We start from the raw sequence: 24,391 nt of genomic DNA on the forward strand, positions 1-24,391 counted from the left end.
GGACTGGCGGTGAGCGGACTGGCGCATCGGCAGGTTGGTTGCCGGCGAGTTCACAAGCAGACCGTTGCGATACGAGTATGCCTCAGGAGTGGACGGCTCCGTCCGTCTGCTTCGTCCGGCATCTCCATATAGACATTTTGAGACATTAAAAGACTATGATGAAAATGAGAAAGTTCATGCTTCGCCATACGACGCGCATGCTGGGAGTATTCGCTCTCCTGCTTTCGGCAGGGTTGTTTGCCTCCTGTTCGGAAAGCGATAATACGGTAGAAGAGTATGCCGGCTGGAAGGCGAAGAACGAAAACTATTGGGATAATCTCTACAGAACCACACAGCAGAAGATAGCCGAAGGTGACCGGACGTGGCAGATAATCCTGAACTATAGTTACCAGAACCAGACTGGCAGTAGCGAGTCGCCGCTGTCGTATGGCAAGGACAAATATATCATTGTCCACACGTTGGCAACGAGCAACAGCATGGAGAGTCCGCTATACACCGACTCGGTTCAGGTGCACTATCAGGGACGGCTCATTCCCTCGGAGACCTATACGGCCGGGCTTGTCTTCGACAGCTCTTGGGGAGGGGGAGTGTTCGATGCCGAGACGTCCAAGGCGGCAGGCATGCGCGTGAGCAAGCTGGTAGACGGCTTCTCCACAGCCCTTCAGGCGATGCACCTCGGCGACCATTGGGTGGTGTATATTCCCTATCAGCTGGGCTATGGTGCAGAGGCGAAGAACGACATACCAGCCTATTCCTCCCTCATCTTCGATGTGCAGCTGTCTAAAATCATAAGAAGATAAGGTCGAGAATCTTGCATTTCTCTCCGATTACCTAATATTTGCAATAGCTGTTGCAAAACTTATGTCGGACAGGTCTGAACCCCTCGGAGCTGCCCGGCATGATTGTCAATTGCCAATTGTCAATTGTCCGTTACCCGAAAATGATTCTCAACAAACCCCTTTCCGATGCTCTCCTGTCACGAATCCGCAATGGCGGAGCGATGACAACGGGCGAAAAGCTCAACCTTATCATTCAGTTGAGCATCCCCTCCATCTTGGCTCAGATTACGTCTGTGCTGATGTTCTATATCGATGCGTCCATGGTCGGCTCACTGGGAGCGGCAGCCTCGGCATCAATAGGGCTTGTAGAGCCTGCCACGTGGCTCTTCGGCTCGTTGGTGGCAGCGGGTTCGATGGGCTTTTCCGTACAGGCAGCCCACTTTATCGGAGCAAACGACTTTGTGCAGGCACGTTCCGTGATGCGCCACGGATATATTTTCGGAATGGTGTCCAGCCTGCTTCTGCTGGCCGTGGCCGTAGCTGTGTCTGGCCCGTTGCCCGGATGGCTGGGCGGCGGAGCCGACATCTGTCCGGATGCTTCGCTCTATTTCCTCATCTTCACCATGGCTACGCCTTTCCATACGCTGGAGAACCTGTCGGCAGCCATGCTTAAGGTTTCCGGCGACATGCGGCATCCGAGCTTCGTAGCCGTACTGATGTGCATCTTCGATGTGGTTTTCAACTTCTTCCTTATCTTTCCCACGCGTACCGTAGAAGTCTTGGGCACTTCCCTTACCGTTTATGGCGCAGGGATGGGGGTGTCCGGTGCAGCCTTGGGCACGCTCCTGTCGTTTGTCGTGGCAGCCGTTCCGCTCGTCTATCATGCCGTCTTCCGCAGTCCCATCCTTGCTTGGCGGCTTGATGCCCGACGCTTTGTATGGAAAGGAGGTATATCTGGAATGCAATGAAAATATCCGCACCGATGGCCTTGCAGTATCTCTTGATGAACGGGGCGCAGCTGGTTTCTACGATGATAGTCGCCCCTTTGGGCAATTTCTCCATCGCCGCCCATTCGTTTGCCATTACGGCCGAGAGCCTCTGCTATATGCCGGGATTCGGCATAGGCGAAGCGGCCACGACGCTGATAGGGCAGAGTGTCGGGGCGCAGCGGAAAGACCTGTGCTGGGGATTTGCCCGGATGACGGTGTTCCTCGGCATGGCGGTGATGGCATTGATGGGTGTCGTCATGTATGTCTTTGCCCCCGAGATGATAGGGATACTCTCTCCCGTTGCCGAAATCCGCGAACTGGGTACGGCCGTCCTTCGCATCGAAGCCTTTGCCGAACCGTTCTTTGCCGCTGCCATCGTTGCCTACAATATCTGCATCGGTGCCGGCGACACGCTCCGTCCGTCCATTATCAATCTCAGTTCTATATGGATGGTCCGTCTGACGACCGCCGCCCTCCTTGCCCCGAAGTACGGACTGCGTGGCGTGTGGGTGGCGATGGCCATTGAACTCACATTCCGCGGAACTCTCTTCCTGATATACCTGTTCCGCAAGAAGTGGATGAAAATAGAGTGAGCAGGCAGAGTGTCGTCCCTGCCGGCAGGTAGGCAGCCGAAAGGAAAAATAAAAACCTTGCCATAAGATCACTCCCACGGCAAGGCGCATCGTATAGAAGAATATTTATAAGAGGTTACTTTCCTTTGATTGATTCGGTGCTGATTCTGCGTCGCGCCTGTTCTCTCAACAGATGTGTCGGGCAGAACCATTGTCCTATAAAAAACCGTTGCCTTTCTCCTCTGTTGAGGAGGAGAAGTGGCAACGGTCTCATCACATAATCATAAAAACTCATTTTTGTATAAAAGCGTATGCTTTTGTCAGGCCATGTCCTCTGTATGCTTAGAAGACTTTTTTCCCTTTTCATTGTGATAATGCCGTCGGGTGCCCGTTCCCCTATTATGCAGACATGTTTTTAACATCAATTTAGAAAACGGGGCTTCTATTTGGATTAGTTGACACATATCTGCCAGTCCCACCAAGTAATCGCCGCTGTCTGCCGGCTGCTTGCTTCCCGTCTTGCCGGCAGGGCAGTCTTGTCAGTATCTGGGCTGCATCTTCTTTTAGAAATATTTGGTATTTAGCAAAAGAAATGCTACCTTTGCACAACTTTTCTGCGCCTGTGGCGGAATTGGTAGACGCGCCAGACTTAGGATCTGGTGGTTTATGCTGTGCAGGTTCGAGTCCTGTCAGGCGCACATTTCTTTCAGCTGAAAACGGGTTATTGGGCGAATGAATGGTCCTTTAACTCGTTTTCAGTTTTTTGCGGTCTGACTTTTGGGGCGCATTTATGACGCTGCGACATCCATAAAGAAGAGGATGGCGCACTTGTTTCCATGCGATGCCAATATCAGCATCAGATTATCAGCATGCAGTATATCTGAGGAGCAGGTGAGGCAAAGGCAGGGTGATGCACCGGAAGGGGAGGGAGACTTCTTCCGTCTGCTCTTCTTGTCTGTCAGCCGTGCTGTTGCTCGCCCTTCACATAGAGCTTGTGGTGGGACGTGCTCACGTTGCGAATCCTGCCGTCGGCCTCCAGCCGGGCGGCGAGGCGGTAGGCATGGCTCCGGGAGAGGTTGAGACGGCGGCGGAGGCTGGCAACGGTGATGGCCGGCTGCGTGGCGAACAGGCTGTCGAGGACCGTGCCGAGAGCCTCGTCGGTGGGTACGGTAGGCGTGCCGCGGGTGTAGGTAGCGTTGCTGAACTCAATGCCGCGGAGGGCTTCGAGGAACTCGGTGTCGGGATGGAACTTCACCTTCCGCACCTCGGGATTGCGCAGCCGGTAGTGATGCGAGCGCGGGTCTTCGTAGAGGTCGCCCCGTATGGCGAGCGAGAAGTAGCCGATGCCGGGCAGGTGGACGTTGTTGCCCATCTTGAGTTCTTCGGCAATCTCGTCCTTCAGGGCTGTGAGCGCGCCTATGATGTCTGCCGGAGTGAGCGACGTGGCTTGCTGAATGTGGCGGCTGATGCGCTTGAGTCCTACGGTCTCGTTCTCTACTGCGACCACCTTGTAGGCCGTTTTGCCCGAGATGGGGCTATGGTTCCTGATGAGCTTATAAGATACTGACATGACTTTTCCTTAATGTCTGTGTTGGTGGATATGGAGGTTTCAGAACTGTCTCACTATTATGAGACGGTTGTCTCACTATTATGAAACGATTGTCTCACTATTATGAGACGTTTGTCTCACTATTATGAGACGAATATAATTCTTGGTGCAAAGATAATGCAAATCCTTGGTATATGCAAGAGGAAAGCATGGGGAAACGTTTTCCGCCCTGCGCCTGTGGGTGTGTGGGGCGCGCATGTACCGTCCGGTCGGGCAGGGATGGCCTCGCCTGTGGAGGGCGGTTGCGGTGGCTTTTCGTCGTAGCACACGGCAAAAGCTGCGTGGCAGGCCTGCTGCCACAGCCGGACGGAAGTCTATATATTAAGGTGTGGCGCGTGGATGGCAGGCAGCCGGGAGTTTTTCCTGAAAGTTTTTGGTGGTGGATAGTGGAGATGTCAATACGCTGAAAATCAGCTGTTTGTCAGCCTGAATCTAACTTCCGTTGCCTTTCTGAAGGAAAATAATTTGAAAAAAAGTTCATGAAAAGTTTGCAGGAAAGGGATTTTTGCCATATCTTTGCAGTGTACTAATAAAGTAGAACACTACAACAAAGTAATAATAACAACTTAAAAGCCCTATAATATGGATATTATCATCACTTCGGCAACGCTGATGGCCATGTATTTCAGCCCTGTCAGCAACAACATGAACGGATTCTGCTACAATCCCCAAGTTGTGAACAATCAAGTGGAGAATGTTGAGGTGCTGTCGAACTCCGACAACCATCTCGCCCGGAAGTACCGCTACAGCTTTGACTACGACGGGCAGAGCCGCCTCACGGGCAAGACCGTCCAGACGTGGAACGGCTATCGTCAGCGTTGGGAGCCTTCCTACCGGCTCACCTTTGCCTACTCTGCCGGCGGCATGACCGTTGCGCGCAGCCTGTGGGACAAGCGGAAGAAGACATTCTCGCCGGTCGACGAGGAAATGGTCTACAAGAAGGAGGGCGACCACATCCTCGCCGTGAGCACCTACGAGCGCAAGTCGCAGACGGGCGAGCTGGTCCTGACGGGCAGCACCCTTATGCTGAACCCCTACGAGGGCTATCTGCTGGCTCAGGCCCGGTAGCCGCCCCGGGCAGAAACGCCATCGCCCGACATTCATTCACGCACATCATCATCACCCAACAGCCACCACCCCACACCCACAATGATTGAAATAAAGAATTTATCCTACCACTACGCAGGTAGCAGGCACAATGTTTTCGACGGCTTCGACCTCTCCCTGCCCGACAGCCGCATCTACGGGCTGCTCGGAAAGAACGGCATGGGCAAGAGCACCCTGCTCTACCTCATTGCCGGACTGCTCCGCCCGTCGAAGGGAAGCATCTACACCAACGGCTGCGAGGCCAGACTCCGCCACCCGGAAATGCTCCGCGAGATATACATCGTCCCCGAGGAGTATGACCTGCCGGGACTGACGATGGAGCAGTATGCAAAGATTCACCGCGAGTTCTATCCGCGTTTCGACACGGAGGTGCTCAACCGCTGTCTGCAAGACTTCGAGATGCCGGCGGAAGCCAACTTCAGGGCACTCTCCATGGGACAGAAGAAGAAGGTCTACATGAGCTTCGCCATCGCCTCGGGCTGCCAGCTGCTCCTGATGGACGAGCCTACCAACGGTCTCGACATCCCGTCGAAGGCACTTTTCCGCAAGGTCGTGGCCGGCAATCTCTCCGAAGGCTCCTCGCTGATAATCTCCACCCATCAGGTGCACGACGTGGAGCAGCTGCTCGACTACGTGCTCATCCTCGACCATTCCCGGCTTCTGCTCAGTGCGCCGACGGGGGAAATCACCGACCGGTACGAGTTCTCCTACCGCGCACCGGGCGAGATGGACGATTCGGTCATCTATTCCGAGCCGTCGCTGCAGGGCAATGCCGTCATAGCCCGTCGCCGCCCCGGGAGTCCAGAGACCACGCTCAACCTCGAGTTGCTCTTCAATGCGGCAACCTTGGGGAAACTATAAACACTATAATTTCAGACTTTCAAAAAGCAAAAACAATGAAACATACCTGTTCTTTTGCCATCAAGGCACTGCTGCTGACAGCCCTCTGCGCAACAACCCTGACCTCCTGCATCATGAGAAAGGAAGATCCGGGCAAGGAAGTAAAGAAGACGATACGCGTAACGCCGTTCGAGAACATCGATGTAAACGGGAACGCATCGGTCTACCTACAGCAGGGAGACTCTTTCAAAGTCGTAATGGTAGGCATGGAGAATGAAATCAAACGAACGGAAGTGAGCTGCAAGGACGGCATCCTGTTCATAGACGAGGCAGGAAACGGCGAAGCTGGAGGGTATCAGAAGATGACGTTCGATTACCACTTCAACCATACGAAGGTGTACGTAACGATGCCCCGGTTGAGGAAACTCGAGCAGATGGGCAACTCCGATATCGAGATGCAAAAGCCGTTCACCGGCGACAGCATCCTCTTCGAGATACAGGGCAATGCCAGTATGGACATTGCCAGCCTCAAGGCCGACTACCTCGGTATCAGAATCCTCGGCAATGCCTCTGCCGACCTGAGAAACCTTACGGTCGAAACGATGCTGCTTGGCATACAGGGCAACGCCTCTGTCGATGCCGATATGAAGGATGCCGGCAATGTCTCGGTCGGCATAGAGGGAAATGCGAGCGTGGAGCTGACGGGTACGACGCGCGTTCGGCCCAGCATCGACATTACAGGCAACGGTTCGGTCAGCAACAACACCACCCGGAGCAAGGCCCCTGCCTCCGCCAAGGTCAAGTAAGCCCTCCGCTCAAAACCCTTTCCTCCGCCCGTGGAGGCAGGGACATCCCGTCTCCGCGGCCAAAAGGGGAGAAACTCAACCGTTCCATCCCATCCGTCAATATAAATAAAACAAACAATGGAAAAATTCAATATCAACCGTTTCGGGCAGGTTTTCATGCGCCTGCTGATGGTGAGAAAGAAGACCTATACCACCTTCTTCTTGGCCACAACCATATTGTTCACGCTCGCCACAGTGCTCTCCTGCAATCCCTTCAGGCTTGAGTCCTTCACCGCGGGAGAAATGTCTTCCATGCTCGTGTCGGGCACTGCGTTCTGCATAGGCCTTATGATAGCTGTTCAGGGTATCTGTGCCTCGTTCATCGTCAGCGACCTGAAGACCAAGCAGGACAAGATTCAGGAGCTGATGCTGCCTGCTACCAATCTGGAGAAGTTCGTCGCCCGTCTTCTGGGCAGCACCCTGTTCGTCCTTCTGATTATGTTCATAGCCTTCGCCCTGAGCGATGTCTTGCAGCAGCTGCTCAACATGCTCATTCATAAAGGTTCGCGTGCCTCCATGCTCGTAAGTCTTTTCAGCGACTTGGACATGTTTTCTAATTTGCCCCAAGATGCCAAGTCAGCTGTATGGGTATACCTCTTGGGTGCTGTCAGCAGCTTTTCCGTATTCGCCCTTGGCGGCATGCTCTTCCGCAAGGTGGCGTGGCTGAAGACGAGCATCGCGGTTTTCCTGATTATCGTCATCGGGCTTTCGCTCTTCGTAGCTTCGCCTACGTGGTCTATACCCAGACCCCTTACGTCGTTGCCCTTCCGCGCCATTGGCCTTTTTGGGCGAATGTACTTGGCAGTCTGGCCGTATCCGTTCCGTGCCTCTGGCTCTCCTACCGTCTCTATTGCCGTCTGCAAGCGGTCAATAACCGATGGATTAATATATAAAGGTATAACCCCTATACGACATAGCTTATGAATTTCAACAACAATAAGGCTATCTACGAGCAAATGGCAGACCGCCTCTGCGACGAGATAATAGCCGGAACCTATAAGGCCGACGACCGTATCCCGTCCGTCCGCGACTATGCCGTAACCTTGCAGGTGAATACCAATACAGCCGTTAAGGCTATGAGGTGCTTGCCCGTGAAGGTGTCATTTACAACCGTCGCGGCTTGGGCTACTTCGTCTCCGCCGATGCTGCCGCTCAGATACATGCAGTGCGCAGGCAGGAGTTTCTCGAAGAGATGCTCCCTGAGCTGTTCCGGCAGATGCGCCTCCTCGGTATCGGTATGAAGGAGGTGCAGGAGAAGTGGGAGGCAGAGTCGCCATGAGGCGGCAGGCCCTTCTTCTCCACGTCAGGAAAAAAGACTGTAGTTACCATAAATACTTGATAGCCCATAGGGCATTGGGCGCACCTGTTCCAATTGCCCTATGGGGCTTATCCGTCTAAAAACCTAATCAAACAGAATCTTTAACACGCAAGGCAACAATCAAATGAAGAAAATCATCATCCTGCTGCTTACCGCCATTATGTCCGTGGCAGCCTATGCACAAACAGATGTGCCGGACAAGAATGGTCTGCTGAAAAAAATAAGAAGTCTAAATAGCCGCCGGAAACAATTGAACCAGCAGAAAGACTACTCGGGTTCGCTCGATTGCCTGCTGCAAATGCAGAAACTCATGGATAGTGTTTTTGTTGCCGGAGATAACAATGAGGAATCTCTGAAGGGAAAGAGAGCGGTACAGGCAACGTTGTTCTATGACATTGCCTGCACTTACTCCCTGTTGAACAAGCGCAAACTGGCCATTGACGCTTTTGAAGCATCTATTCAGGCAGGTTTCAACGACTATCGGCATGTATTGAATGATACCGATTTGGACAATCTCCGCAAGGAAAAGCGGTTTACGAAGTTGGTCAGCAGCCTTCGGAAATACGACAAGCTCGTCATCCTGCAAGAGGCTAAAGGCTATCGGAAAGAGAATACCGACACGATGCCAACGTTCACCTATCGTACCGACGACATAAATTTGCGCAACCTGCACGAATACTTTAAGCTCGATTCCGTGGCAGGTACGGGAGACGAGGTATCGAAGATAAAGAACATTCTTGCCTTCGTCCACAATGCCATCCGGCATGATGGGAGCAATTATGCCCTTTGCGAGGTTGACGCAATAGATATCTATAACTATCACAAAGCGACGGGACGGGGTGTCAACTGCCGCCTGCTCGCCATTGCGCTCAATGAAATGTATCTCTCAATGGGCTTTGCCTCGCGCTATGTCACCTGCTTGCCGAAAGATTCAACCGACGGCGACTGCCACGTCATCAACACGGTCTATTCACGCCAGATCAACAAATGGATATGGGTAGACCCTACTTTCAATGCCTACGTAATGGACGAAAACGGCAATCTCCTGAGTATTGCCGAGGTTCGGGAACGCCTGCGTACAGGTCAGCCGCTTGTTCTTAACGAGACCGCCAACTGGAACAATCAGGAGAAAGAGACCAAAGAACATTATCTTGACTACTATATGGCGAAGAATCTGTACTGGATGCAGTGCGTAGTTGATAGCCGTTTCAATCCCGAAAGTCGCTATCGGCCATTGGAAAGCAGATACGTTACACTGGTTCCAGAGGGGGCAGAGCAAGAACTCTCCCGTCGTATTTTCACACCAAAATACATTGTTCATGACCCGGAATACTTCTGGCAGCTTCCTGTTTCGTACAAATAGCGCGTCCATGATATGTTTGTCCTGTATAAACAACCTTTAATATAACTAACAACATGGCTATTATCAAACACCAACTAAAGGCAGCTGTGCTATCATTAACGCTCCTTTTAATCCTTTGCACTCCAAGTCTGCACGCACAGGATATTTCCGTCGGCGTTTCGGAATCCGTAGAGCTGATGAGTATTCTTGCCAAGACGGCAGGTTACAGAGAGTATTGCAACGACATGGCCGGAGCCTATACCGATGCGACCAACGAGTGGTTTGCACCTTACAGCAGCCATCCCACCGTCAGATACATGCAGGAAATCCGCGAGAAATACGGTATTTCGTATGATGCCGTCGCTGCCATGGCCGTCCGTCTGGAGTGTGCCGGCGACGGCACGGTAGGGTTTCTTGATTGTGAGGACGATATTGGCGACAAGCGGTGGAAGAACATTCCCTTGGACAGCTTCCTCGTCAGGCTGAATCAATTCTATACGGACACGCGCTTCCATGCCTTCTATCTCCGGCACGCACCCTTGTTTTCCCGTATCGTCGGCAAGTTCAGGGAGGATGTACTGAAAGGTTTCGACCCCTCATGGTACTCCTCCTTTTACGGTAAACAGACCGAATCGGGATTCCCTATCGTCATAGGCGTCAGCAACGGAGGCGGCAATTATGGTGCCCATCGGCAGTTGCGGGGAAGGCAGCGCGAGAATTTTGCAATCATAGGCTGCTATATAGAGAAAGGGGACAGCGTCCCCGACTATTCCTATTACCTCCCCACACTGATTCATGAGTTCAACCACTCCTTTGCAAATGGCCTAATCTCTTCTGCCGACTCCCTACAGGCAGCCCGGGTGGGGAACGTCTTGTACAGAATGTCGGCCTTGGCGATGAGAAGGCAGGCCTATGGCAATGGCGAGACCGTGCTGAACGAGTCTCTCGTCAGGGCTGCCGTCATCATCTACCTGTCCGACCATCGTTCCGTGCACCCGACGCCTGAAGAGGCACTTGCCGACGAGATTGCCTGCGGCTTCGGTTGGATGCCCGAGCTGGTAACGGCATTGCAGAAGTATCGGAAATCAAGGAAGAAGTACCCCAACCTCACGTCCTACGCCCCTGAACTGCTGAAGACCTTGTCCGGATATGTGAACAGGGAGAGCCGGCGGATAGGCAGACCACTCGGGGTTAAGGACATGTTTCATACTGAAGAAGCGTCTGTCAAGTGATAATTTCCATGGAAATACTTGCAAATACGGAAAGAAATGATTAAAATTGCACTTGCTTTGAAAAATAAGACGAATACCTTGTAGTATTCTTACCGTCTCCTGCGTCTAAGAAATAGAATTGCAAGCAACCCGATGATCAAAGGACAACAAAACAAACGATATATACAGAACAATGAAGAAAAGAACAATCCTTCTCGCTCTGGCGTTCGGTGTACTCACCGCCAACGCACAGACGCTCTCGTCAGGTATCGATAAGGCGAACCTTGACACCAGTATCAAACCCGGTAACGACTTCTACCGCTATGCAGCAGGCGGCTGGCTGAAGTCGCATCCGCTTGATGCCGAGCATACCGACAACGGTGCCTTTACCGACCTCTACGAGGAAAATCAGGTGCGAATCCAAAACCTTATCCTCGAATATGCAAGCAAACCGCAGGCCAAGGGGACGCTCGGGCAGAAGCTCGGGACGCTCTACAACCTGATGATGGACAGCGTCCGCCTCAACCGTGAGGGCTACAACCCCATCAAGCCGACACTCGCACGCATCGCCGCCATCAGGGACCGCCACGAGTATCAGCTCGTAACCGCACAGCTCGACCGCATGGGCGAGAGTACGATGATGTTCGGTGTAGGCGTGGATGCCGACCTGCGCAATGCCGGCATGAACATTGTCTCCATCGGACAGGGCGGCACCGGACTCGGCACGCGCGACTATTACCTCAACGACGACGCCCAGACGATGAAGGTGCGCAATGCCTACAAGGCTTATCTGAAGCGTCTCTTCGAGATGGTAGGCAACGATGCCGCCACGGCAGAGAAGAAGATGCAGGCCGTGCTTGCCATCGAGACACGCATAGCAAAGGCAAGCTACAGCCGCGTAGACCTGCGCGACATCAACAAGAATTACCATAAGATGAGCTATAATCAGCTTGTCAGCGACTTCCCGGGCATAGACTGGGGCAACGCTTTCTTGCAGAACGGATTCCCGAAGTTCGACGAGGTGGTTGTCGGACAGCCTGAACCGATTCACGAAGTGGAGAAGATTCTTGCCGAGACAGCCCTCGACGACCTCAAGGCATACGCCGAAATAAAGGTCATTTCGGGTGCTGCAGGCAGATGAGCGACGCTTTCCGTGCCGAATCGTTCAAGTTCAGCAGCGTGTTGAGCGGTGTTCAGCAAGACCGTCCGCGCTGGAAGCGTGCCGTAGGCCTTGTGAGCGGTGTCTTTGGCGATGCCATCGGCAAGCTCTATGTAGAGAAGTATTTCCCCGAGAGCAGCAAGAAGCGCATGCTCGAACTCGTTCACAATCTCCAGACTGCCCTTTCGCAGCGCATCAGCGAGGCTACATGGATGAGCGAAACCACCAAGGCCAAGGCGAAGGACAAGCTCGAGAACTTCATCATCAAGATAGGTTATCCCGACAAGTGGAAGGATTACAGCGGCCTGCAAGTCTCCGACTCGCTGTCGCTCTACGAGAATCTCGGCCGCATCAGCGAGTTCTTGGCACAGGAAGAGATTGCGCGGAAGGTCAACAAGCCTGTAGACAAGATGGAATGGGGCATGACTCCGCAGACCATTAACGCCTACTATAACCCGACTACCAACGAAATCTGCTTCCCGGCAGCCATTCTTCAGCCACCGTTCTTCGACCCGACAGCCGACGATGCCGCCAATTACGGTGCCATTGGTGCGGTTATCGGCCATGAGATGAGCCACGGATTTGACGATCAGGGCTCGCAGTTCGACAAGACGGGTAACCAGAATAACTGGTGGACGGAGCAGGACAAGAAGAACTATGAGGTACGCACCAAGATTCTCGAAAACTATTTCAGCACCATTGATGCCGTTCCCGGAAAGAAGATTAACGGAAAACTGACCCTCGGTGAGAACATTGGCGACAACGGAGGTCTCAACGTGGCTTTCCGTGCTCTTCAGAACAGCCTGAAGACCAATCCTCTCGGAGTTAAGGACGGTTTCACTCCCGAGCAGCGGTTCTTCCTTTCTTGGGCGCGCGTATGGGCCAGCAACGTCCGCCCGGAGTATGTAGAGTATATCATTACCGTCGATCCGCACTCTCCGAGTGAGGCACGTGTCAATGCCGCTCTGCCGCAAATCGACGCTTGGTACGATGCTTTCCACATCAAGAAGAGTGATAAGCTCTACATTCCAAAGAACAAGCGCGCCCACATCTGGTAAACGTCTTGTCTCCATATAACTTCGATTCCCCCAATGATTCTTGGAAATCATTGGGGGAATCTGCATTTATAGAAGTTTTATTTTTCTAATTCTTGCTTGGAAGTCTTTAGCGTCTTCTTCTAAAAGCCATTAAAAAGCATCACTAACTGATTATTATTGGAAATTAAGGCATTAATAATCACAAGGTGAAAGTGTTCTCCTGATTTTTTGAGATGGTATTTCTCACTTCCGCTCCTCGCCCTTCCTTTTCTCTCCGTCTGTCTCATCCCGCATCCGCACGCACTCTTCCTGCATCTTCCCTGCACGCTCCTTGGCCATGCGTGCCGGCTCGCTGTCGGCCTCGTCCTCGGGACGGATGCGCATGGTATGGGCTTGTGCTATAAGGTCTTTCACGACCTCGCCTCCTGCTATCAGCCCTGCCGTAGCAGGCACCCAAGCGTTGGAGCTGGGGACGGTATGGCGTTCGGCAGACTTTCCCGTGTCCGTGTCGGGACTGACGGGACGAGACTGGCATGCGGTATCGGGCAGTCCGATGCTCTCCAGTGGCTCTTCCGGGCTGTAGACTACCTTGACGTGCCTGATGCCAGTCTTGCGGAGCTTCTTTCGGATGACCTTGGCAAGCGGGTCGTTGATGGTCTTGAATATATCGGTTACGCAAAACCGGGTGGCATCGAGCTTGTAGGCGGCACCCATACACGACAGCATCGGTATGCCCATATCGTGGCAGCGGCAGATGAGGTCGAGCTTTGCCTTAACCGTATCGATGCAGTCTACTACATAGTCGTAGTGGGAAAAGTCGAACAGATGGGCCTTGTCGGCAGATAGAACGTCTGATGCTTGCGGACAATGCAGTGGGGATTGATGTCGCGGATGCGTGCCTCGGCAACGTCCACCTTGTATTGGCCCACCGTAGAAAGCGTTGCTATCAGCTGGCGGTTGAGATTGCTCAGACAGACGCGGTCGTCGTCTATCACGTCAATGGCTCCCACGCCGCTCCGTGCCAGCACTTCCACGGCATATCCGCCTACTCCTCCCACACCGAAAACAGCCACGCGGCTGCCGCGGAGGGTATCGATGGCAGGCTTGCCCAACAGCATCTGGGTTCTGGAAAATTGGTCTTGCATATCGTCATAATCCTTTAGAGTTGCAAATTTAGGCAAAAATGCCGAAACAAACAGGCTGTTGCAGTAAAAAACAAAGTGGGAATAGAGAATACAAGACAAGGAAATACATCTGTCGTGATAGGCAAATAATAATGTTTAATGCGTAAAACAGATTATTTTACGTGCAGGAAAAGGTTGTTTGCCAAGCGGGGTAGGAGAGTCGTTTTCAATTCGGCGAGAGGTCGGGACGTGCCTTGTCTTCATGTCGGCAGGGGACGAAGGCGCATGGCAAAGCCTGTCCCGGAAGGGTGAAAAAATATCTGCCATTCCTCCGCAAGGGAAGAATGGCAGACAGACGGGGCGGATGTTTATTCGTAGACGAAGGTAAAGGCCTTCTCGGCGGTCAGCGAATTGCCGACGAAGCAGCCTTTGTGGGCGAAGTTTTCGAGCTTCTTGCGGAGCTTCTCGTCGAACTCTGCCTTGAGGTGGAAGGTGATGGGGATGCGCGTAACCGAGAATTTCTCCATGTCTTCCTCACATTCCCCTACCTCGGCATAGCAGCCTGCGAAGTCGGCTCCTGCCTTGCCTGCCTGCAAGCCCATGATGGTCAGGGCGCAGGCTGCCAGCGAATTGCCGAGCAATTCTACGGGTGTCTGGTTCTCGCCCAGTCCTCCCACGGGTTTGCGTGCGTCGGTTGTTACCTTTACTGCGGACTCGTTGTGTACTGCCTCTACTCTTCCGTTTCCTACATACTTTGCTGTTGTAATGCTCATTGTCTTAAGTTTTTGGGTTGATGAATAATGTTCGGCTTTGTGAATCGTGCCGGACAGGAAAGCCCGGCATGCCTTTTCGTTGCCAAAGGTAGCATAAATAGCTGAAATAAGCGGTTTATTAATAGATAATATTTGTTATTCTGAACATTTTTCACTATATTTGCGAATAAATCGGGAGGCCCCGCAGGCTGTTGTCCTGTGGGTGGCCTGTCTTTCGGAACGAGCAATAGTATCATATCCTAAACAACGTACAATCATGAAAAAAGGGGCTAACATTGCCGGGTTGCTTATCTTTCTGGTCTTCCTTTCCATTCTGCTCTATTTTCGGAAATGGGAAGTTGCCTCTGCCTGCGTGGTGGGGATGATAGGCGTAGAAGTATGGCGCAGGTATGATAACAGGAAAAAGCCCAAGGAGGTGCGCGCAAAGTCGGCAAGCACGGTAGACGACCTGATAGCGCAGTATGGGCAGCCCGACGATATTGTCGTCGTCAATCCGCTGCACGCCAACGAGGCAGGAGGCGTGGTCATGGTCTATGGCGAAACGGGGATGCTGGTCATTGACGGGTATGCCATAAGTCGGGACGATATACAGGAAGTCAGCCTCGGCAATGATGCCGTACCGCAGCTGACGTGCGACTACCGCCTGATGATTACGACACGGAAGGCAAATCCGGAATGGATTAGCGTGCCGTTGGGGAGCGAATTGTCTGCTGCCATGGAGGTGGTCGGCAGGTTGCGTCCCTATCTTCCCGTCGGGAGAGTGCTCGGAGAGTCTGGGCAGTAAGCGGAACAGGGCTGTGGGCTGCGCTGAATGGGAGGTGTAGTCCCAATCTTTGCCCTTGTAGCTGAATATGATTTGCAATCTGTTGATAATCAATTGGTTGTAATCGCTGAAACGAAAGTGCCGTTCTCGCGCGGCGAAAGTGCCCGTTTCGTAGGGTCAAAGTGCCGTTCTCGCATCGTGAGGACGGCACTTTCGTTGTATGGTGGTTTGTATCTCTTGGCTTGTCTTTTGGTCTTCCGTCTCCCATATTTTTGTCTTTAGAGGGATGAAATGACTAATTTAGGTTAAAAATACCAATCTTTATGTATGGTTTACTTTACTTTTTGAAAAGATTGTATTACTTTTGCGGTATGATAATAACAATCTTGTTGAACGCTAAACAATTTGCTTATGAAACGTGATTATCTTTTGCCGCACATCTTCCGAAAGATAGGCTGGACGGTGTTTGTGCCGTCACTTGTTGTGGTTTTGCTGTTGATAACCGACTCCGTCGAATGGTTGCAGGACGACCTGCTGGTCCTCCCGACCTTCCATCTGACCTCCTCCGGACATTTCTTCGGCTCGGGTGTGGATGCGTTCCGCTTTGGCAAGGAGGAAATGGGTTATGAGCTGATGACCTGTCTGGCCTTGGCGTCGGCCTATATGATTTGCTTCTCGCGTGAGAAGGTAGAGGACGAGTTTGTGGAACACCTCCGCATGCACTCGCTGCTGTGGGCACTGAAGATGAATACCGTGCTTTTCATGGTCTTTACGTGGTTCTGTTTCGGGGTGGGATATATGATTATGGTCGTCCTGTCAATGTTCAGCATCTTCTTCTTTTTCCATTTCCGCTTTCTGTACGAGCTGCACAAGATGAGGAGGAACGGCCATGAAGAATAGCATCCGGGTGGAGCGGGCCATCCTGCGCATGACGCAGGCGAGGCTGGCAGAGCTGATAGGCGTGTCGCGGCAGACCATTGTTGCCATTGAGAGCGAGAAATATGTTCCCTCAACCGTTCTCAGCCTGAAGATTGCCCGTGTGTTCGGGAAGCGCGTCGACGATATCTTCGAGCTTGAGGAGGGCGACTGAACGCTGGGGGAGAGGCTTTGGAAGGCCCTTTCAGGGCTGCTTCCGCCTTGCTATTCTCCCTTCCATGTCTTGTCGTCGGGGTCGGCCCATTCTACCTGCACGCCTGAGGCGAAGGTCTGCTGCAGCTTGCGGCTCTTGGGGTCGCGGCTGCCGGCAGGGAGGAATTTGCACTTTATGCCGCGTATGTTGCGTTCGATGTCGAAGTCGTCGATGTTGTCTACCGGGTCGCTCTCTACGGTAAGGTGGAATCGGCCCAGTCCGTCGAGTACGACGGTCTTGCCGAGACTCAGCTGATAGCCTATTTCGTCGATGAGAGAGATGATGAGTCCGTGAACGTCGCCCCGGCTGAAGGAGGTGGCTTCCTGAATGTTCTCGGCCAGTTCGTCGGTCGTGGCCGTCCCCTCGCTGACGATGCGTGCGTGCCATTTTCCGCCCCGGTTCTCTTCCTTGAACTTGCTTTGCTGTAGTCTTATCTTGATGGACATGATGTGGGATTCTGTTGGTTTTACGCTGCAAATGTACGACAAAAAAATGACTTGACGGAAAAACTGACGTCCGAATAGGGTAGGGCGGACGGGCAAATGGCGGAGAGAACGGAAAAAGAAACTGCCGCCCCCTTCCTGCGAAAGCATCTTTTTGCAGGAAGGGGGCGGCAGTCGTACCTTGCCGGTCACGGATAGCCGGCAAGGCAAGGGGCGGTATGAACCTACACGAGCTTGATGCCCAAAGGTCCGACGGTAATCAGCCGACGCTTGTAGAGGTCGCCGACAGCACGCTTGTACACCTTTTTGGAGACTTGGAAACGCCGCTTGATGTCTTCGGCCTCGCTCTTGTCGCCCAAGTCGCAGGCTCCGCCGTTGTCCTTGAGGTACTGGAGAAGCACCTCGGCAAAGTCCTCGGCATGCTTCTGCCCGGAAGGCTGAAGGGTGCAGTCTATCTTTCCGTCGGCGCGGACGGTGGATATGTAGCCTTTCAGCCGGTCGCCTGTATGGATGTACCGGAATATTTGGTCTTCGTAGACCAGCCCCGGGCAGCAGTTGTCTACGATTACCTTGAAGCCGAGGTCGGTTTTCTGCCATACGAGCAGGTCTGCTTCCTGCCCCGGATGGTAGATAGGGGGCGTTTCGCTGAAGTAGTGCTCAACCTTGGCTGAGGCTACGAGGCGGTATGTTTCTTCGTCGAGGTGGATGTGGACAATGTACGAATTGCCTACTTCCATGCGCTTTTTCTGTTCGCGGAACGGACAGAAGAGGTCTTTGGTAACGCCCCACGATAGGAAGGCTCCGTACTCGTTGACCCACGAACATTCCAGATAGGCGAAGTCGCCAGCCTGTGCCAGTGGCTTCTCTGTGGTGGCGACAGGTCGCTCTTCTTGGTCGAGATAGACGAAAACCTCTATCTCGTCGCCTATTTCCACCCCTTCGGTACGTATTTCTGCGGCATGAGAATCTCTCCCTCGCGGCCTCCGTCAAGGTAAAGGCCGAAAGGCTCGCCGTTGCCTTCGCGTAAGGCTACTTTCTGAACAGTGAGCTTGTTGTATGCTCCTAATGTTATTTTAGACATAATGATTGCGTTTTAATACAGGATGTTCCTGCTGTTGGGATATAATACCTTTAGGCAGAAGGTGTATGATGGGGATTATCCTTCGGCCAGTCCTTTCATTCCGTGCCTTCCGTCTGTATCAGTCCGTCCTTGAGGTGGATGGTTCTGTCCGTGATGTCTGCCAAGCCTTCGTCGTGGGTTACTATGACAAAGGTCTGACCGAACTTGTCGCGCAGGTCGAAGAAGAGCTGGTGGAGTTCTGCCTTGTTCTTGCTGTCGAGGCTTCCGGAGGGTTCGTCGGCAAGGATGACGGCCGGATGGTTGACCAAGGCACGTGCTACGGCAACCCGCTGCTTTTCGCCTCCCGACAGCTCGTTGGGCTTATGGTCGGCACGGTCGGCCAGTCCCATAAACTGCAACAGCTCTTCGGCGTGTCTGCGTGCCTCCTTTGGCTTTGTTCCGGCAATGTAGGCAGGAATCATAATGTTCTCTATCGCCGTAAATTCGGGTAGGAGCTGATGAAACTGAAAGACGAATCCGAGGTGCTGGTTGCGGAAGTCGCTCAGTTTGTTGGCGGAGAGCCGGCCTACGTCTACCCCGTCTACGACAACCGAACCGCTGTCTGGATGGTCGAGCGTACCGATAATCTGGAGCAGGGTGGTCTTGCCCGCTCCCGAAGGCCCCACTATGCTGACCACTTCTCCCTTGTCTATGTGCAGGTCTATGCCTTTGAGGACCTGCAATGAGCCGAAGCTCCTTGTTATACCTTTTATATCTATCATGATTGGAAGATGATTTTCGTGTTACGAATGGCCGATGCCGCCCTTTTTGTATATCCACTCCCGGAACACCTCGTAGGCACTCCGCTCCTCCGTATGCTGCGGTTGGGTGAACGTCATGTTGTCCATGCGGTCGCCATACTGGTCGGGGAAGATAATCATAAGGGTTTTCCCCCTGAAGTGTCTGTTCACTTCGTCGGGCAGACGCTCCATGGCGGTCTTGTAGGAGATGGTTCCCTTTCGTGCCGTAATAATGGCAAAGAGGTGGTCTTCCTGCACGTTTGAGGCCAGTTCGGGCAGTTCGTTCCAGTGTTCCATCTGCATGTATTCTGCCCTGACGTTGGAATGGCGGTTGCGGATGTAGTTGTTGATGAGCTGTAGGGTATCCTGTCTGCCGTGGAAGACGATGCGGCACTCTAAGTTTCCTGCCACGCGCGCCAGTCTTTCGAGCCATCTGTAGAAGCCCGGTTCAAATTCCGCACGCGACGGAACCGCCACCTGTATTCGCCGGATGGTATTCAGCGGCTGCATGATGCGGGCGATGGTGATTTGCCGGCTCAGTCCGTTGTAGAGGCTTTGGGTAAATTGTCCCCAGAAGCCCTTGCTCATTTCGGAACGGTTGTGAAGCCCCATGATGACTTCGGAAGCCTGAAACTCCTTGAAGGCATGGCGTATCCCGTTGGCTATGTTGGCAGCTATGCGCACCTGAGTGGTCATGGGAACGTCGCCCGCACTGGCCACCTGATGCAGGTGCTCCAATAGTCTTTGCCCCTCGGTCTGGTTCCGCGTGGCGTTGACATCGTCGTAGACAACGTTCAGTGCGACGAGGTCGCGCTTCAGCTTGGGGTTGCGCATCATTGTAGCCAAGGAAATGAGGCTGTCGGCATATTCTGGATACTTCACGGGAATGAGCATCTTCTCGTCGTCATCAGCCTTTACCATTTCCGGCTCTTCCTTGTTCTCAAGCCTGATGCTCTGTGCCGACCGCTCGGTAACGACTGTAGAGATGATGCAGGTGAACAATATCATAATGACAATACCGTTCAGCACCTCATTGTCGAAGACGAAATGACCGGGCGAAACGGGCAGTTTCAGTCCCACCATCACGATGGCTATCGCTCCCGCAGCGTGGGCACTGGTCAGTCCGAACATCATGTGGGCGGTGCGGCGTGGCAGGCGGAACAATGCGGCAGAGGCGTATGCGGCAACGGCCTTGCCCAGCGTGCCGAAGAAAACGATGGCAAAGACAACCCAGAGTATGCGGACTCCCTCGAAGAGCAGCCTGACATTAATCAGCATTCCCACACCGATGAGGAAGTAGGGAATGAAGAGTGCGTTGCCCGTGAACTCGATACGGCTCATCAGCGGTGATACTTTCGGTATGAAGCGGTTCAGTATCAGCCCGAGTAGAAGGCTCCGAAGATGCCTTCCACGCCTATGGCAGCAGACAGGGCAGCCGAGAGAAACATCGTGGCAAGGATGAAAATGAACTGCATGACGGCATCGGAATAACGCCGGAGGAACCAACGCGTCATCCGGGGGATGACCATGACCAGACCGATGCTGTAGGCTGCGAGCTTCAGGATGAAGAATAGCCAGAACAGGCCGCCTCCGTCGCCCTGCGCCGAGTTCACTACGGTGGCCATGATGACGAGTGCCAGCAGCAGCGAAAGCATCGACGAACCTACGCTGAGAGTGGAGCTCGGATGCCGCGTCAGTCCGTATCGCCCAACGATGGGGTAGGCTATGAGCGTATTGGAGGCCATGATACAGCCTAAAAGGAGTGCCGCCGCCGGTGTATAATCCAAAAGAACCGTGCCGGTGAAGTAGGTCAGCAGGAAGGGAATGGAGAATGTAAGCAGCCCGAAAGTGATAATCTGCGCCTTGTTCTTCTTCATTCCCTCCATGTCCATTTCAAGTCCGGCAAGGAACATGATGTAATAGAGTCCTACCTTTCCGAAAAGCTCGAACGAAGCGTCGCGCTCCAGTATGTCCAGACCGTATTTTCCGACCAATACTCCTGCCAGTACCATCCCGATGATGTGCGGAATACGCAGTCTGCCCATGATGATGGGGGAGATGAGAATCATCAGCAGGACGACGAAGAAGATTAGTGTCGGATCCGTGATGGGAAAATATTGTGAGAGGTGCAGCATCGGGTTGTGAATGTAAATAAGTGCAAAGGTAGCAAAAAGTTGCGTGTTGTGGGTTGAGAGTTGCGAGTTTTTTGTAATTTTGCAATGGAAATATTTTTATAATAAACAAATAGGCTTATGAGAGTAGCAATTGTTGGTGCCAGCGGCGCAGTGGGACAGGAGTTCCTCCGTATCTTGGCGGAGAGAAACTTTCCATTGGATGACTTGGTGTTGTTTGGTTCTGCCCGTTCGGCTGGTACGAAATATATATTTAAGGGAAAAGAGTATGAGGTAAGGCTCCTTCAGCATAACGACGATTTCAAGGATGTAGACATAGCCTTCACGAGTGCCGGAGGCAGCACGTCGGCAGAATTTGCCGACACCATCACCAAGCATGGTGCGGTGATGATAGACAACTCCAGCCAGTTCCGAATGGAAGACGACGTACCTCTGGTCGTGCCGGAAATCAATCCCGAGGATGCGCTGAACCGTCCGCGGAACATCATTGCCAACCCTAACTGCACGACGATTATGATGGTGGTCGTACTGGCTCCGATAGACAGGGTCAGCCGTATCAGGAAGATACACGTCAGCAGCTATCAGAGTGCGTCGGGTGCCGGAGCCGTTGCCATGAAGGAACTGGAGCAGCAGTACAGGGAGATCATAAACGACGGTGAGGTAAAGACCATCAGCAAGTTTCCCCATCAGCTGGCCTACAATGTCATTCCGCAGATTGACAAGATGACGCCGAACGACTATACAAAGGAAGAAATGAAGATGTTCTACGAGACGCGGAAAATCATGCACTCCGAGGTGCGCACCTCGGCTACCTGTGTCCGCGTGTCGTCCCTGCGTAGCCACTCTGAGTCGGTCTGGTTCGAGACGGAGCGGCCTGTTTCGGTTGAAGCTGTCCGCGGGGCTCTCAAGGCCGCCCCGGGAGTTACGCTGGTAGACGACCCCCAAAACTATGTCTACCCGATGCCGCTGGAAAGTGCCGGGCACGACGACATCTATGTGGGCCGAATCCGCAAAGACCTTGCCGACGACAACGGCAACACGCTGTGGCTGACGGGCGACCAGATACGGAAAGGAGCCGCCCTGAACGCTGTTCAGATAGCCGAATACCTCATCAAGGTGGGCAGCGTGAAGTAGGCAGACTTGCGCCTGTTAGTTCCGATAGGGGAGTCTTTCCCCGGCCGGCAGGTTGGGAGACGATGATATGGCGATTCGCCGGACTCGGGAGACCGCGTTCCGGCGAATTTTCTCTTTGTCCTGTAACAGCCCTCCAAGGACGTGCCGTCTTCCGAATTCCAAGAAAAGGGGAATTTATCTTTTTTGAGAAAAAGTCTGACGATTATTTGGTGGAACAATAAAATATTCATACCTTTGCACCGCCTTAGAAGATAAGGGCGTTTAGCTCAGCTGGTTTAGAGCATCTGCCTTACAAGCAGAGGGTCGGCGGTTCGAATCCGTCAACGCCCACAGGGGTGGTTCCCTGTGACCTTTCGGGGTTGCAGGGATATTTTTAGGGCGTTTAGCTCAGCTGGTTTAGAGCATCTGCCTTACAAGCAGAGGGTCGGCGGTTCGAATCCGTCAACGCCCACACAACTTCAGGAAGCCTTACAGCATTAGCTGTGAGGCTTCTTTCGTCTTGCCATTCTTTTGTTTCCCTTGCCCGTGTAGGGCACTCTTCATGGATTTTCTCTTAGTGCCGGATTTTCGTTAAGCCTTGGCGGCAAAGCGAAAGTACCGTTTTCGCAGTGCGAAACGGGCACTTTGACCATGTGAAAACGGCACTTTCGTCTGGTAGGTAGGAAACAGCCGCATAGTCATAAAATGTTAGGGGGGAATCCGATAAATTCTATAAAAAATCATAACTAATGAGTATTGCAGCGTTTTTTCGGAATGATTAACTTTGCAGCCAGATTAATATCTATTAAACATAAAGGAGACAAAATGATGAAATCTATTTTTCGGGCAATCGCACTAACGTTGCTGACCACGGCGGCCAGTGTGTCGGCTCTTGCTGCTGACTATGTGAAGGTGAGCGGCAAAGACGGGAAGGCGACCTACTTCGCACTTTCGGCCCAGCCCAAGGTTACGTTTGAAGGAAGCGAACTCGTCCTGACCGCCGGGCAGGAGACGGTCAACTATCCGCTGACCGACGTGCTGACCTTCGAGTTTGCCGACGAGACGGCAGGTATAGGCTCAGCCTCTGCCAATGGCGGAAACGTCGTTTTCAGGCTTGGCAGTTCCGTCAGGGGCGAGGGCCTGCAGCCGGGCAGCCGTGTGGTTGTCTATGGCGTCAACGGCCAGACCATCGGCGCGGCCGTCGCGGATGCCAACGGCTCTGTGGAGATTTCCCTCAGCGGACAAACCGGAGTATTTATCGTGAAATCATTAACCAAGACATTCAAATTTATCAGGAAGTAAATGAAAAAGTTTTTTACCTTAGCCATTGCTGCCCTCTTGGGCACAGCCTGCATGCAGGCACAGACCGTAACCATCAACAAGAAGGACGGTACGACCGTTACATATAATGCCAGCGAAGTAGCGAATATCCAGTTCTCGCCTACCGCCCCCGATACGGTGGTACTCCGCGAGGTTACGGGCTACCTGACGGTCAGCACCAAATACTTCACCGATATGTATTATGGCGATGCTGCCCAGATTAAGGTGATGCAGGCAGGCGGCAAGAATCTTGCCCGCTTCAGCGATGCCCAGTGGGGCAACGGGCTTTTCGAGATAACGATGGACAAGGGGCAGATTGCCGGTTCGGGCAAGATTTCCATTCCCAGTCAGCATGGTGGCGACGTGAAGGAGTACGACGCGACCATGAGCGGCAAGATGACCGAAATCGCCATTTCCGTTCCCGACCTGATGGGTGGGGCGACCATCAACTGGCATTACGGCCCGGCTCCGGCTGCGCTGAAGGTTTCCGGCAGTTATACGGGCATCAACTCGCTGACCGTCGGCACCCAGTTCGGCCCTTATTCCTCCCCCAGCGTTACCTACCAGATTACCGCCAACGGAGACGGCACCATCAACGTAACGATTCCTGAAGAGAACTATACGGGCGTTGCCGTGATGGGCGACATGACCCTCAGCAGCTATATGGTGAAGAACCTCGCTTACGACGAAACGACCAACAGCTACTCGCGCGACTACAGCAACGACGGAATCACGGTACATCTCAAGGCGGTCAACGGTGGCACAACGACGATGGACAAGGACTACGAGTTCAAGGCGACGAGCAAAATCGTCGTTACTCCGGGCGAGAATGGTGCACTGACCGTTACCAATAACTACCAGATAGGCAACATGCCATTCCCCATTTCGGCCACTTATACAGGTACAAAGAGTAAATAAGACAAGCA

Annotated in this window: 18 protein-coding genes, 3 tRNA genes and 6 pseudogenes; 20 read left to right on the forward strand and 7 right to left on the reverse strand. The window is 53.0% G+C overall.

The window, feature by feature from the left end:
* Window positions 1-155 precede the first annotated feature (155 nt).
* The 3 genes and pseudogenes from bamJ to JCM15908_RS08145 all read left to right on the forward strand — a co-directional run bounded on the left by bamJ (window position 156) and on the right by JCM15908_RS08145 (window position 3,038).
* On the forward strand, window positions 156-800 hold the full coding sequence (gene bamJ / locus JCM15908_RS08135; protein WP_025002972.1) for a BamJ family beta-barrel-assembly machinery protein: 645 nt from the start codon (window positions 156-158) through the stop codon (window positions 798-800).
* A gap of 140 nt (window positions 801-940) precedes the next feature.
* A pseudogene (locus JCM15908_RS13135) lies at window positions 941-2,361 on the forward strand (MATE family efflux transporter).
* A gap of 595 nt (window positions 2,362-2,956) precedes the next feature.
* A tRNA-Leu gene (locus tag JCM15908_RS08145) sits at window positions 2,957-3,038 on the forward strand.
* Between the two features lie 260 nt (window positions 3,039-3,298).
* Here the strand turns inward: JCM15908_RS08145 and JCM15908_RS08150 are convergent.
* On the reverse strand, window positions 3,299-3,910 hold the full coding sequence (locus tag JCM15908_RS08150; RefSeq protein ID WP_025002973.1) for an HU family DNA-binding protein: 612 nt from the start codon (window positions 3,908-3,910) through the stop codon (window positions 3,299-3,301).
* Window positions 3,911-4,083: 173 nt separating this feature from the next.
* Here JCM15908_RS08150 and JCM15908_RS14645 point away from each other — a divergent pair, with 173 nt between their 5' ends.
* From JCM15908_RS14645 to JCM15908_RS13150, 9 genes and pseudogenes are all read left to right on the forward strand, one after another.
* On the forward strand, window positions 4,084-4,356 hold the full coding sequence (locus tag JCM15908_RS14645) for a hypothetical protein (RefSeq protein ID WP_148295557.1): 273 nt from the start codon (window positions 4,084-4,086) through the stop codon (window positions 4,354-4,356).
* 175 nt (window positions 4,357-4,531) lie between these two features.
* Window positions 4,532-5,017, forward strand: coding sequence for a DUF3836 domain-containing protein (locus JCM15908_RS08155; protein ID WP_084607847.1), 486 nt, complete (start codon window positions 4,532-4,534; stop codon window positions 5,015-5,017).
* Window positions 5,018-5,098: 81 nt separating this feature from the next.
* The gene (locus tag JCM15908_RS08160) at window positions 5,099-5,917 is read left to right on the forward strand and encodes an ABC transporter ATP-binding protein (RefSeq protein WP_025002975.1); all 819 of its coding nucleotides are present in this window, start codon (window positions 5,099-5,101) and stop codon (window positions 5,915-5,917) included.
* Between the two features lie 35 nt (window positions 5,918-5,952).
* Window positions 5,953-6,702 carry a GIN domain-containing protein gene (locus tag JCM15908_RS08165; RefSeq protein ID WP_025002976.1) on the forward strand — a complete coding sequence of 250 codons (750 nt, stop codon included), beginning with the start codon at window positions 5,953-5,955 and terminating at the stop codon, window positions 6,700-6,702.
* A gap of 117 nt (window positions 6,703-6,819) precedes the next feature.
* Window positions 6,820-7,665 (forward strand): hypothetical protein, encoded by an 846-nt coding sequence (locus tag JCM15908_RS13140; protein WP_051530781.1) that lies wholly within the window; start codon window positions 6,820-6,822, stop codon window positions 7,663-7,665.
* Window positions 7,662-8,020 (forward strand): annotated as a pseudogene (locus tag JCM15908_RS13145) (GntR family transcriptional regulator). Before JCM15908_RS13140 ends, JCM15908_RS13145 begins: the two are co-directional and overlap by 4 nt.
* 163 nt (window positions 8,021-8,183) lie before the next feature.
* Window positions 8,184-9,422: a transglutaminase-like domain-containing protein gene (locus JCM15908_RS08180; RefSeq protein WP_025002977.1), complete on the forward strand. Its 1,239-nt coding sequence runs from the start codon at window positions 8,184-8,186 to the stop codon at window positions 9,420-9,422.
* A gap of 53 nt (window positions 9,423-9,475) precedes the next feature.
* Window positions 9,476-10,633 carry a DUF4932 domain-containing protein gene (locus JCM15908_RS08185; protein ID WP_025002978.1) on the forward strand — a complete coding sequence of 386 codons (1,158 nt, stop codon included), beginning with the start codon at window positions 9,476-9,478 and terminating at the stop codon, window positions 10,631-10,633.
* Window positions 10,634-10,805: 172 nt separating this feature from the next.
* Window positions 10,806-12,829: pseudogene (locus JCM15908_RS13150) on the forward strand (M13 family metallopeptidase).
* Between the two features lie 222 nt (window positions 12,830-13,051).
* Here the strand turns inward: JCM15908_RS13150 and JCM15908_RS13155 are convergent.
* Both JCM15908_RS13155 and JCM15908_RS08200 read right to left on the reverse strand, forming a co-directional pair.
* Window positions 13,052-13,953: pseudogene (locus JCM15908_RS13155) on the reverse strand (tRNA threonylcarbamoyladenosine dehydratase).
* A gap of 347 nt (window positions 13,954-14,300) precedes the next feature.
* Complete coding sequence (locus JCM15908_RS08200) at window positions 14,301-14,705, reverse strand: OsmC family protein (RefSeq protein WP_025002979.1); 405 nt, start codon at window positions 14,703-14,705, stop codon at window positions 14,301-14,303.
* 256 nt (window positions 14,706-14,961) lie between these two features.
* Here JCM15908_RS08200 and JCM15908_RS08210 point away from each other — a divergent pair, with 256 nt between their 5' ends.
* The 3 genes from JCM15908_RS08210 to JCM15908_RS08220 all read left to right on the forward strand — a co-directional run bounded on the left by JCM15908_RS08210 (window position 14,962) and on the right by JCM15908_RS08220 (window position 16,558).
* Window positions 14,962-15,489 carry a hypothetical protein gene (locus tag JCM15908_RS08210; protein ID WP_025002981.1) on the forward strand — a complete coding sequence of 176 codons (528 nt, stop codon included), beginning with the start codon at window positions 14,962-14,964 and terminating at the stop codon, window positions 15,487-15,489.
* Window positions 15,490-15,879: 390 nt separating this feature from the next.
* The gene (locus tag JCM15908_RS08215; RefSeq protein WP_025002982.1) at window positions 15,880-16,368 is read left to right on the forward strand and encodes a hypothetical protein; all 489 of its coding nucleotides are present in this window, start codon (window positions 15,880-15,882) and stop codon (window positions 16,366-16,368) included.
* The gene (locus JCM15908_RS08220; protein WP_025002983.1) at window positions 16,358-16,558 is read left to right on the forward strand and encodes a helix-turn-helix transcriptional regulator; all 201 of its coding nucleotides are present in this window, start codon (window positions 16,358-16,360) and stop codon (window positions 16,556-16,558) included. The genes JCM15908_RS08215 and JCM15908_RS08220 overlap by 11 nt, the downstream gene beginning before the upstream one ends.
* A gap of 50 nt (window positions 16,559-16,608) precedes the next feature.
* On the opposite strand, the gene JCM15908_RS08225 is transcribed toward JCM15908_RS08220, so the two are convergent.
* The 4 genes and pseudogenes from JCM15908_RS08225 to JCM15908_RS13165 all read right to left on the reverse strand — a co-directional run bounded on the left by JCM15908_RS08225 (window position 16,609) and on the right by JCM15908_RS13165 (window position 21,035).
* Window positions 16,609-17,043: an HU family DNA-binding protein gene (locus JCM15908_RS08225; RefSeq protein WP_025002984.1), complete on the reverse strand. Its 435-nt coding sequence runs from the start codon at window positions 17,041-17,043 to the stop codon at window positions 16,609-16,611.
* Window positions 17,044-17,264: 221 nt separating this feature from the next.
* Window positions 17,265-18,121 (reverse strand): annotated as a pseudogene (locus JCM15908_RS13160) (CvfB family protein).
* 95 nt (window positions 18,122-18,216) lie between these two features.
* Window positions 18,217-18,882: an ABC transporter ATP-binding protein gene (locus JCM15908_RS08235; RefSeq protein ID WP_025002985.1), complete on the reverse strand. Its 666-nt coding sequence runs from the start codon at window positions 18,880-18,882 to the stop codon at window positions 18,217-18,219.
* Between the two features lie 21 nt (window positions 18,883-18,903).
* Window positions 18,904-21,035: pseudogene (locus tag JCM15908_RS13165) on the reverse strand (cation:proton antiporter domain-containing protein).
* Between the two features lie 117 nt (window positions 21,036-21,152).
* On the opposite strand from JCM15908_RS13165, the gene JCM15908_RS08245 reads away from it, so the two are divergent.
* From JCM15908_RS08245 to JCM15908_RS08265, 5 genes are all read left to right on the forward strand, one after another.
* Window positions 21,153-22,166: an aspartate-semialdehyde dehydrogenase gene (locus JCM15908_RS08245; protein ID WP_025002986.1), complete on the forward strand. Its 1,014-nt coding sequence runs from the start codon at window positions 21,153-21,155 to the stop codon at window positions 22,164-22,166.
* A 255-nt stretch (window positions 22,167-22,421) separates the two neighbouring features.
* Window positions 22,422-22,496: transfer RNA gene (locus JCM15908_RS08250), tRNA-Val, on the forward strand.
* 46 nt (window positions 22,497-22,542) lie between these two features.
* Window positions 22,543-22,617: transfer RNA gene (locus JCM15908_RS08255), tRNA-Val, on the forward strand.
* Window positions 22,618-22,973: 356 nt separating this feature from the next.
* Window positions 22,974-23,447, forward strand: a complete 474-nt coding sequence (locus tag JCM15908_RS08260; protein ID WP_025002987.1) for an Ig-like domain-containing protein — start codon at window positions 22,974-22,976, stop codon at window positions 23,445-23,447.
* Window positions 23,448-24,383: a calycin-like domain-containing protein gene (locus JCM15908_RS08265; RefSeq protein ID WP_025002988.1), complete on the forward strand. Its 936-nt coding sequence runs from the start codon at window positions 23,448-23,450 to the stop codon at window positions 24,381-24,383. It abuts the gene before it with no gap.
* Window positions 24,384-24,391: the final 8 nt, after the last annotated feature.

The organism is Prevotella dentasini JCM 15908, assembly GCF_000614065.1.
Classification (GTDB): domain Bacteria; phylum Bacteroidota; class Bacteroidia; order Bacteroidales; family Bacteroidaceae; genus Prevotella; species Prevotella dentasini.

Coding starts and splice junctions, on each gene's coding strand:
- JCM15908_RS08215 (WP_025002982.1), top strand. CDS start 15,880: ATGAAACGTGATTATCTTTTGCCGCACATCTTCCGAAAGATAGGCTGG.
- JCM15908_RS08210 (WP_025002981.1), top strand. CDS start 14,962: ATGAAAAAAGGGGCTAACATTGCCGGGTTGCTTATCTTTCTGGTCTTC.
- JCM15908_RS08245 (WP_025002986.1), top strand. CDS start 21,153: ATGAGAGTAGCAATTGTTGGTGCCAGCGGCGCAGTGGGACAGGAGTTC.
- JCM15908_RS08220 (WP_025002983.1), top strand. CDS start 16,358: ATGAAGAATAGCATCCGGGTGGAGCGGGCCATCCTGCGCATGACGCAG.
- JCM15908_RS08155 (WP_084607847.1), top strand. CDS start 4,532: ATGGATATTATCATCACTTCGGCAACGCTGATGGCCATGTATTTCAGC.
- JCM15908_RS08180 (WP_025002977.1), top strand. CDS start 8,184: ATGAAGAAAATCATCATCCTGCTGCTTACCGCCATTATGTCCGTGGCA.
- JCM15908_RS08265 (WP_025002988.1), top strand. CDS start 23,448: ATGAAAAAGTTTTTTACCTTAGCCATTGCTGCCCTCTTGGGCACAGCC.
- JCM15908_RS08150 (WP_025002973.1), bottom strand. CDS start 3,910: ATGTCAGTATCTTATAAGCTCATCAGGAACCATAGCCCCATCTCGGGC.
- JCM15908_RS08225 (WP_025002984.1), bottom strand. CDS start 17,043: ATGTCCATCAAGATAAGACTACAGCAAAGCAAGTTCAAGGAAGAGAAC.
- JCM15908_RS08260 (WP_025002987.1), top strand. CDS start 22,974: ATGAAATCTATTTTTCGGGCAATCGCACTAACGTTGCTGACCACGGCG.
- JCM15908_RS08160 (WP_025002975.1), top strand. CDS start 5,099: ATGATTGAAATAAAGAATTTATCCTACCACTACGCAGGTAGCAGGCAC.
- JCM15908_RS14645 (WP_148295557.1), top strand. CDS start 4,084: ATGCAAGAGGAAAGCATGGGGAAACGTTTTCCGCCCTGCGCCTGTGGG.
- JCM15908_RS08165 (WP_025002976.1), top strand. CDS start 5,953: ATGAAACATACCTGTTCTTTTGCCATCAAGGCACTGCTGCTGACAGCC.
- bamJ (WP_025002972.1), top strand. CDS start 156: ATGATGAAAATGAGAAAGTTCATGCTTCGCCATACGACGCGCATGCTG.
- JCM15908_RS08200 (WP_025002979.1), bottom strand. CDS start 14,705: ATGAGCATTACAACAGCAAAGTATGTAGGAAACGGAAGAGTAGAGGCA.
- JCM15908_RS08235 (WP_025002985.1), bottom strand. CDS start 18,882: ATGATAGATATAAAAGGTATAACAAGGAGCTTCGGCTCATTGCAGGTC.
- JCM15908_RS08185 (WP_025002978.1), top strand. CDS start 9,476: ATGGCTATTATCAAACACCAACTAAAGGCAGCTGTGCTATCATTAACG.
- JCM15908_RS13140 (WP_051530781.1), top strand. CDS start 6,820: ATGGAAAAATTCAATATCAACCGTTTCGGGCAGGTTTTCATGCGCCTG.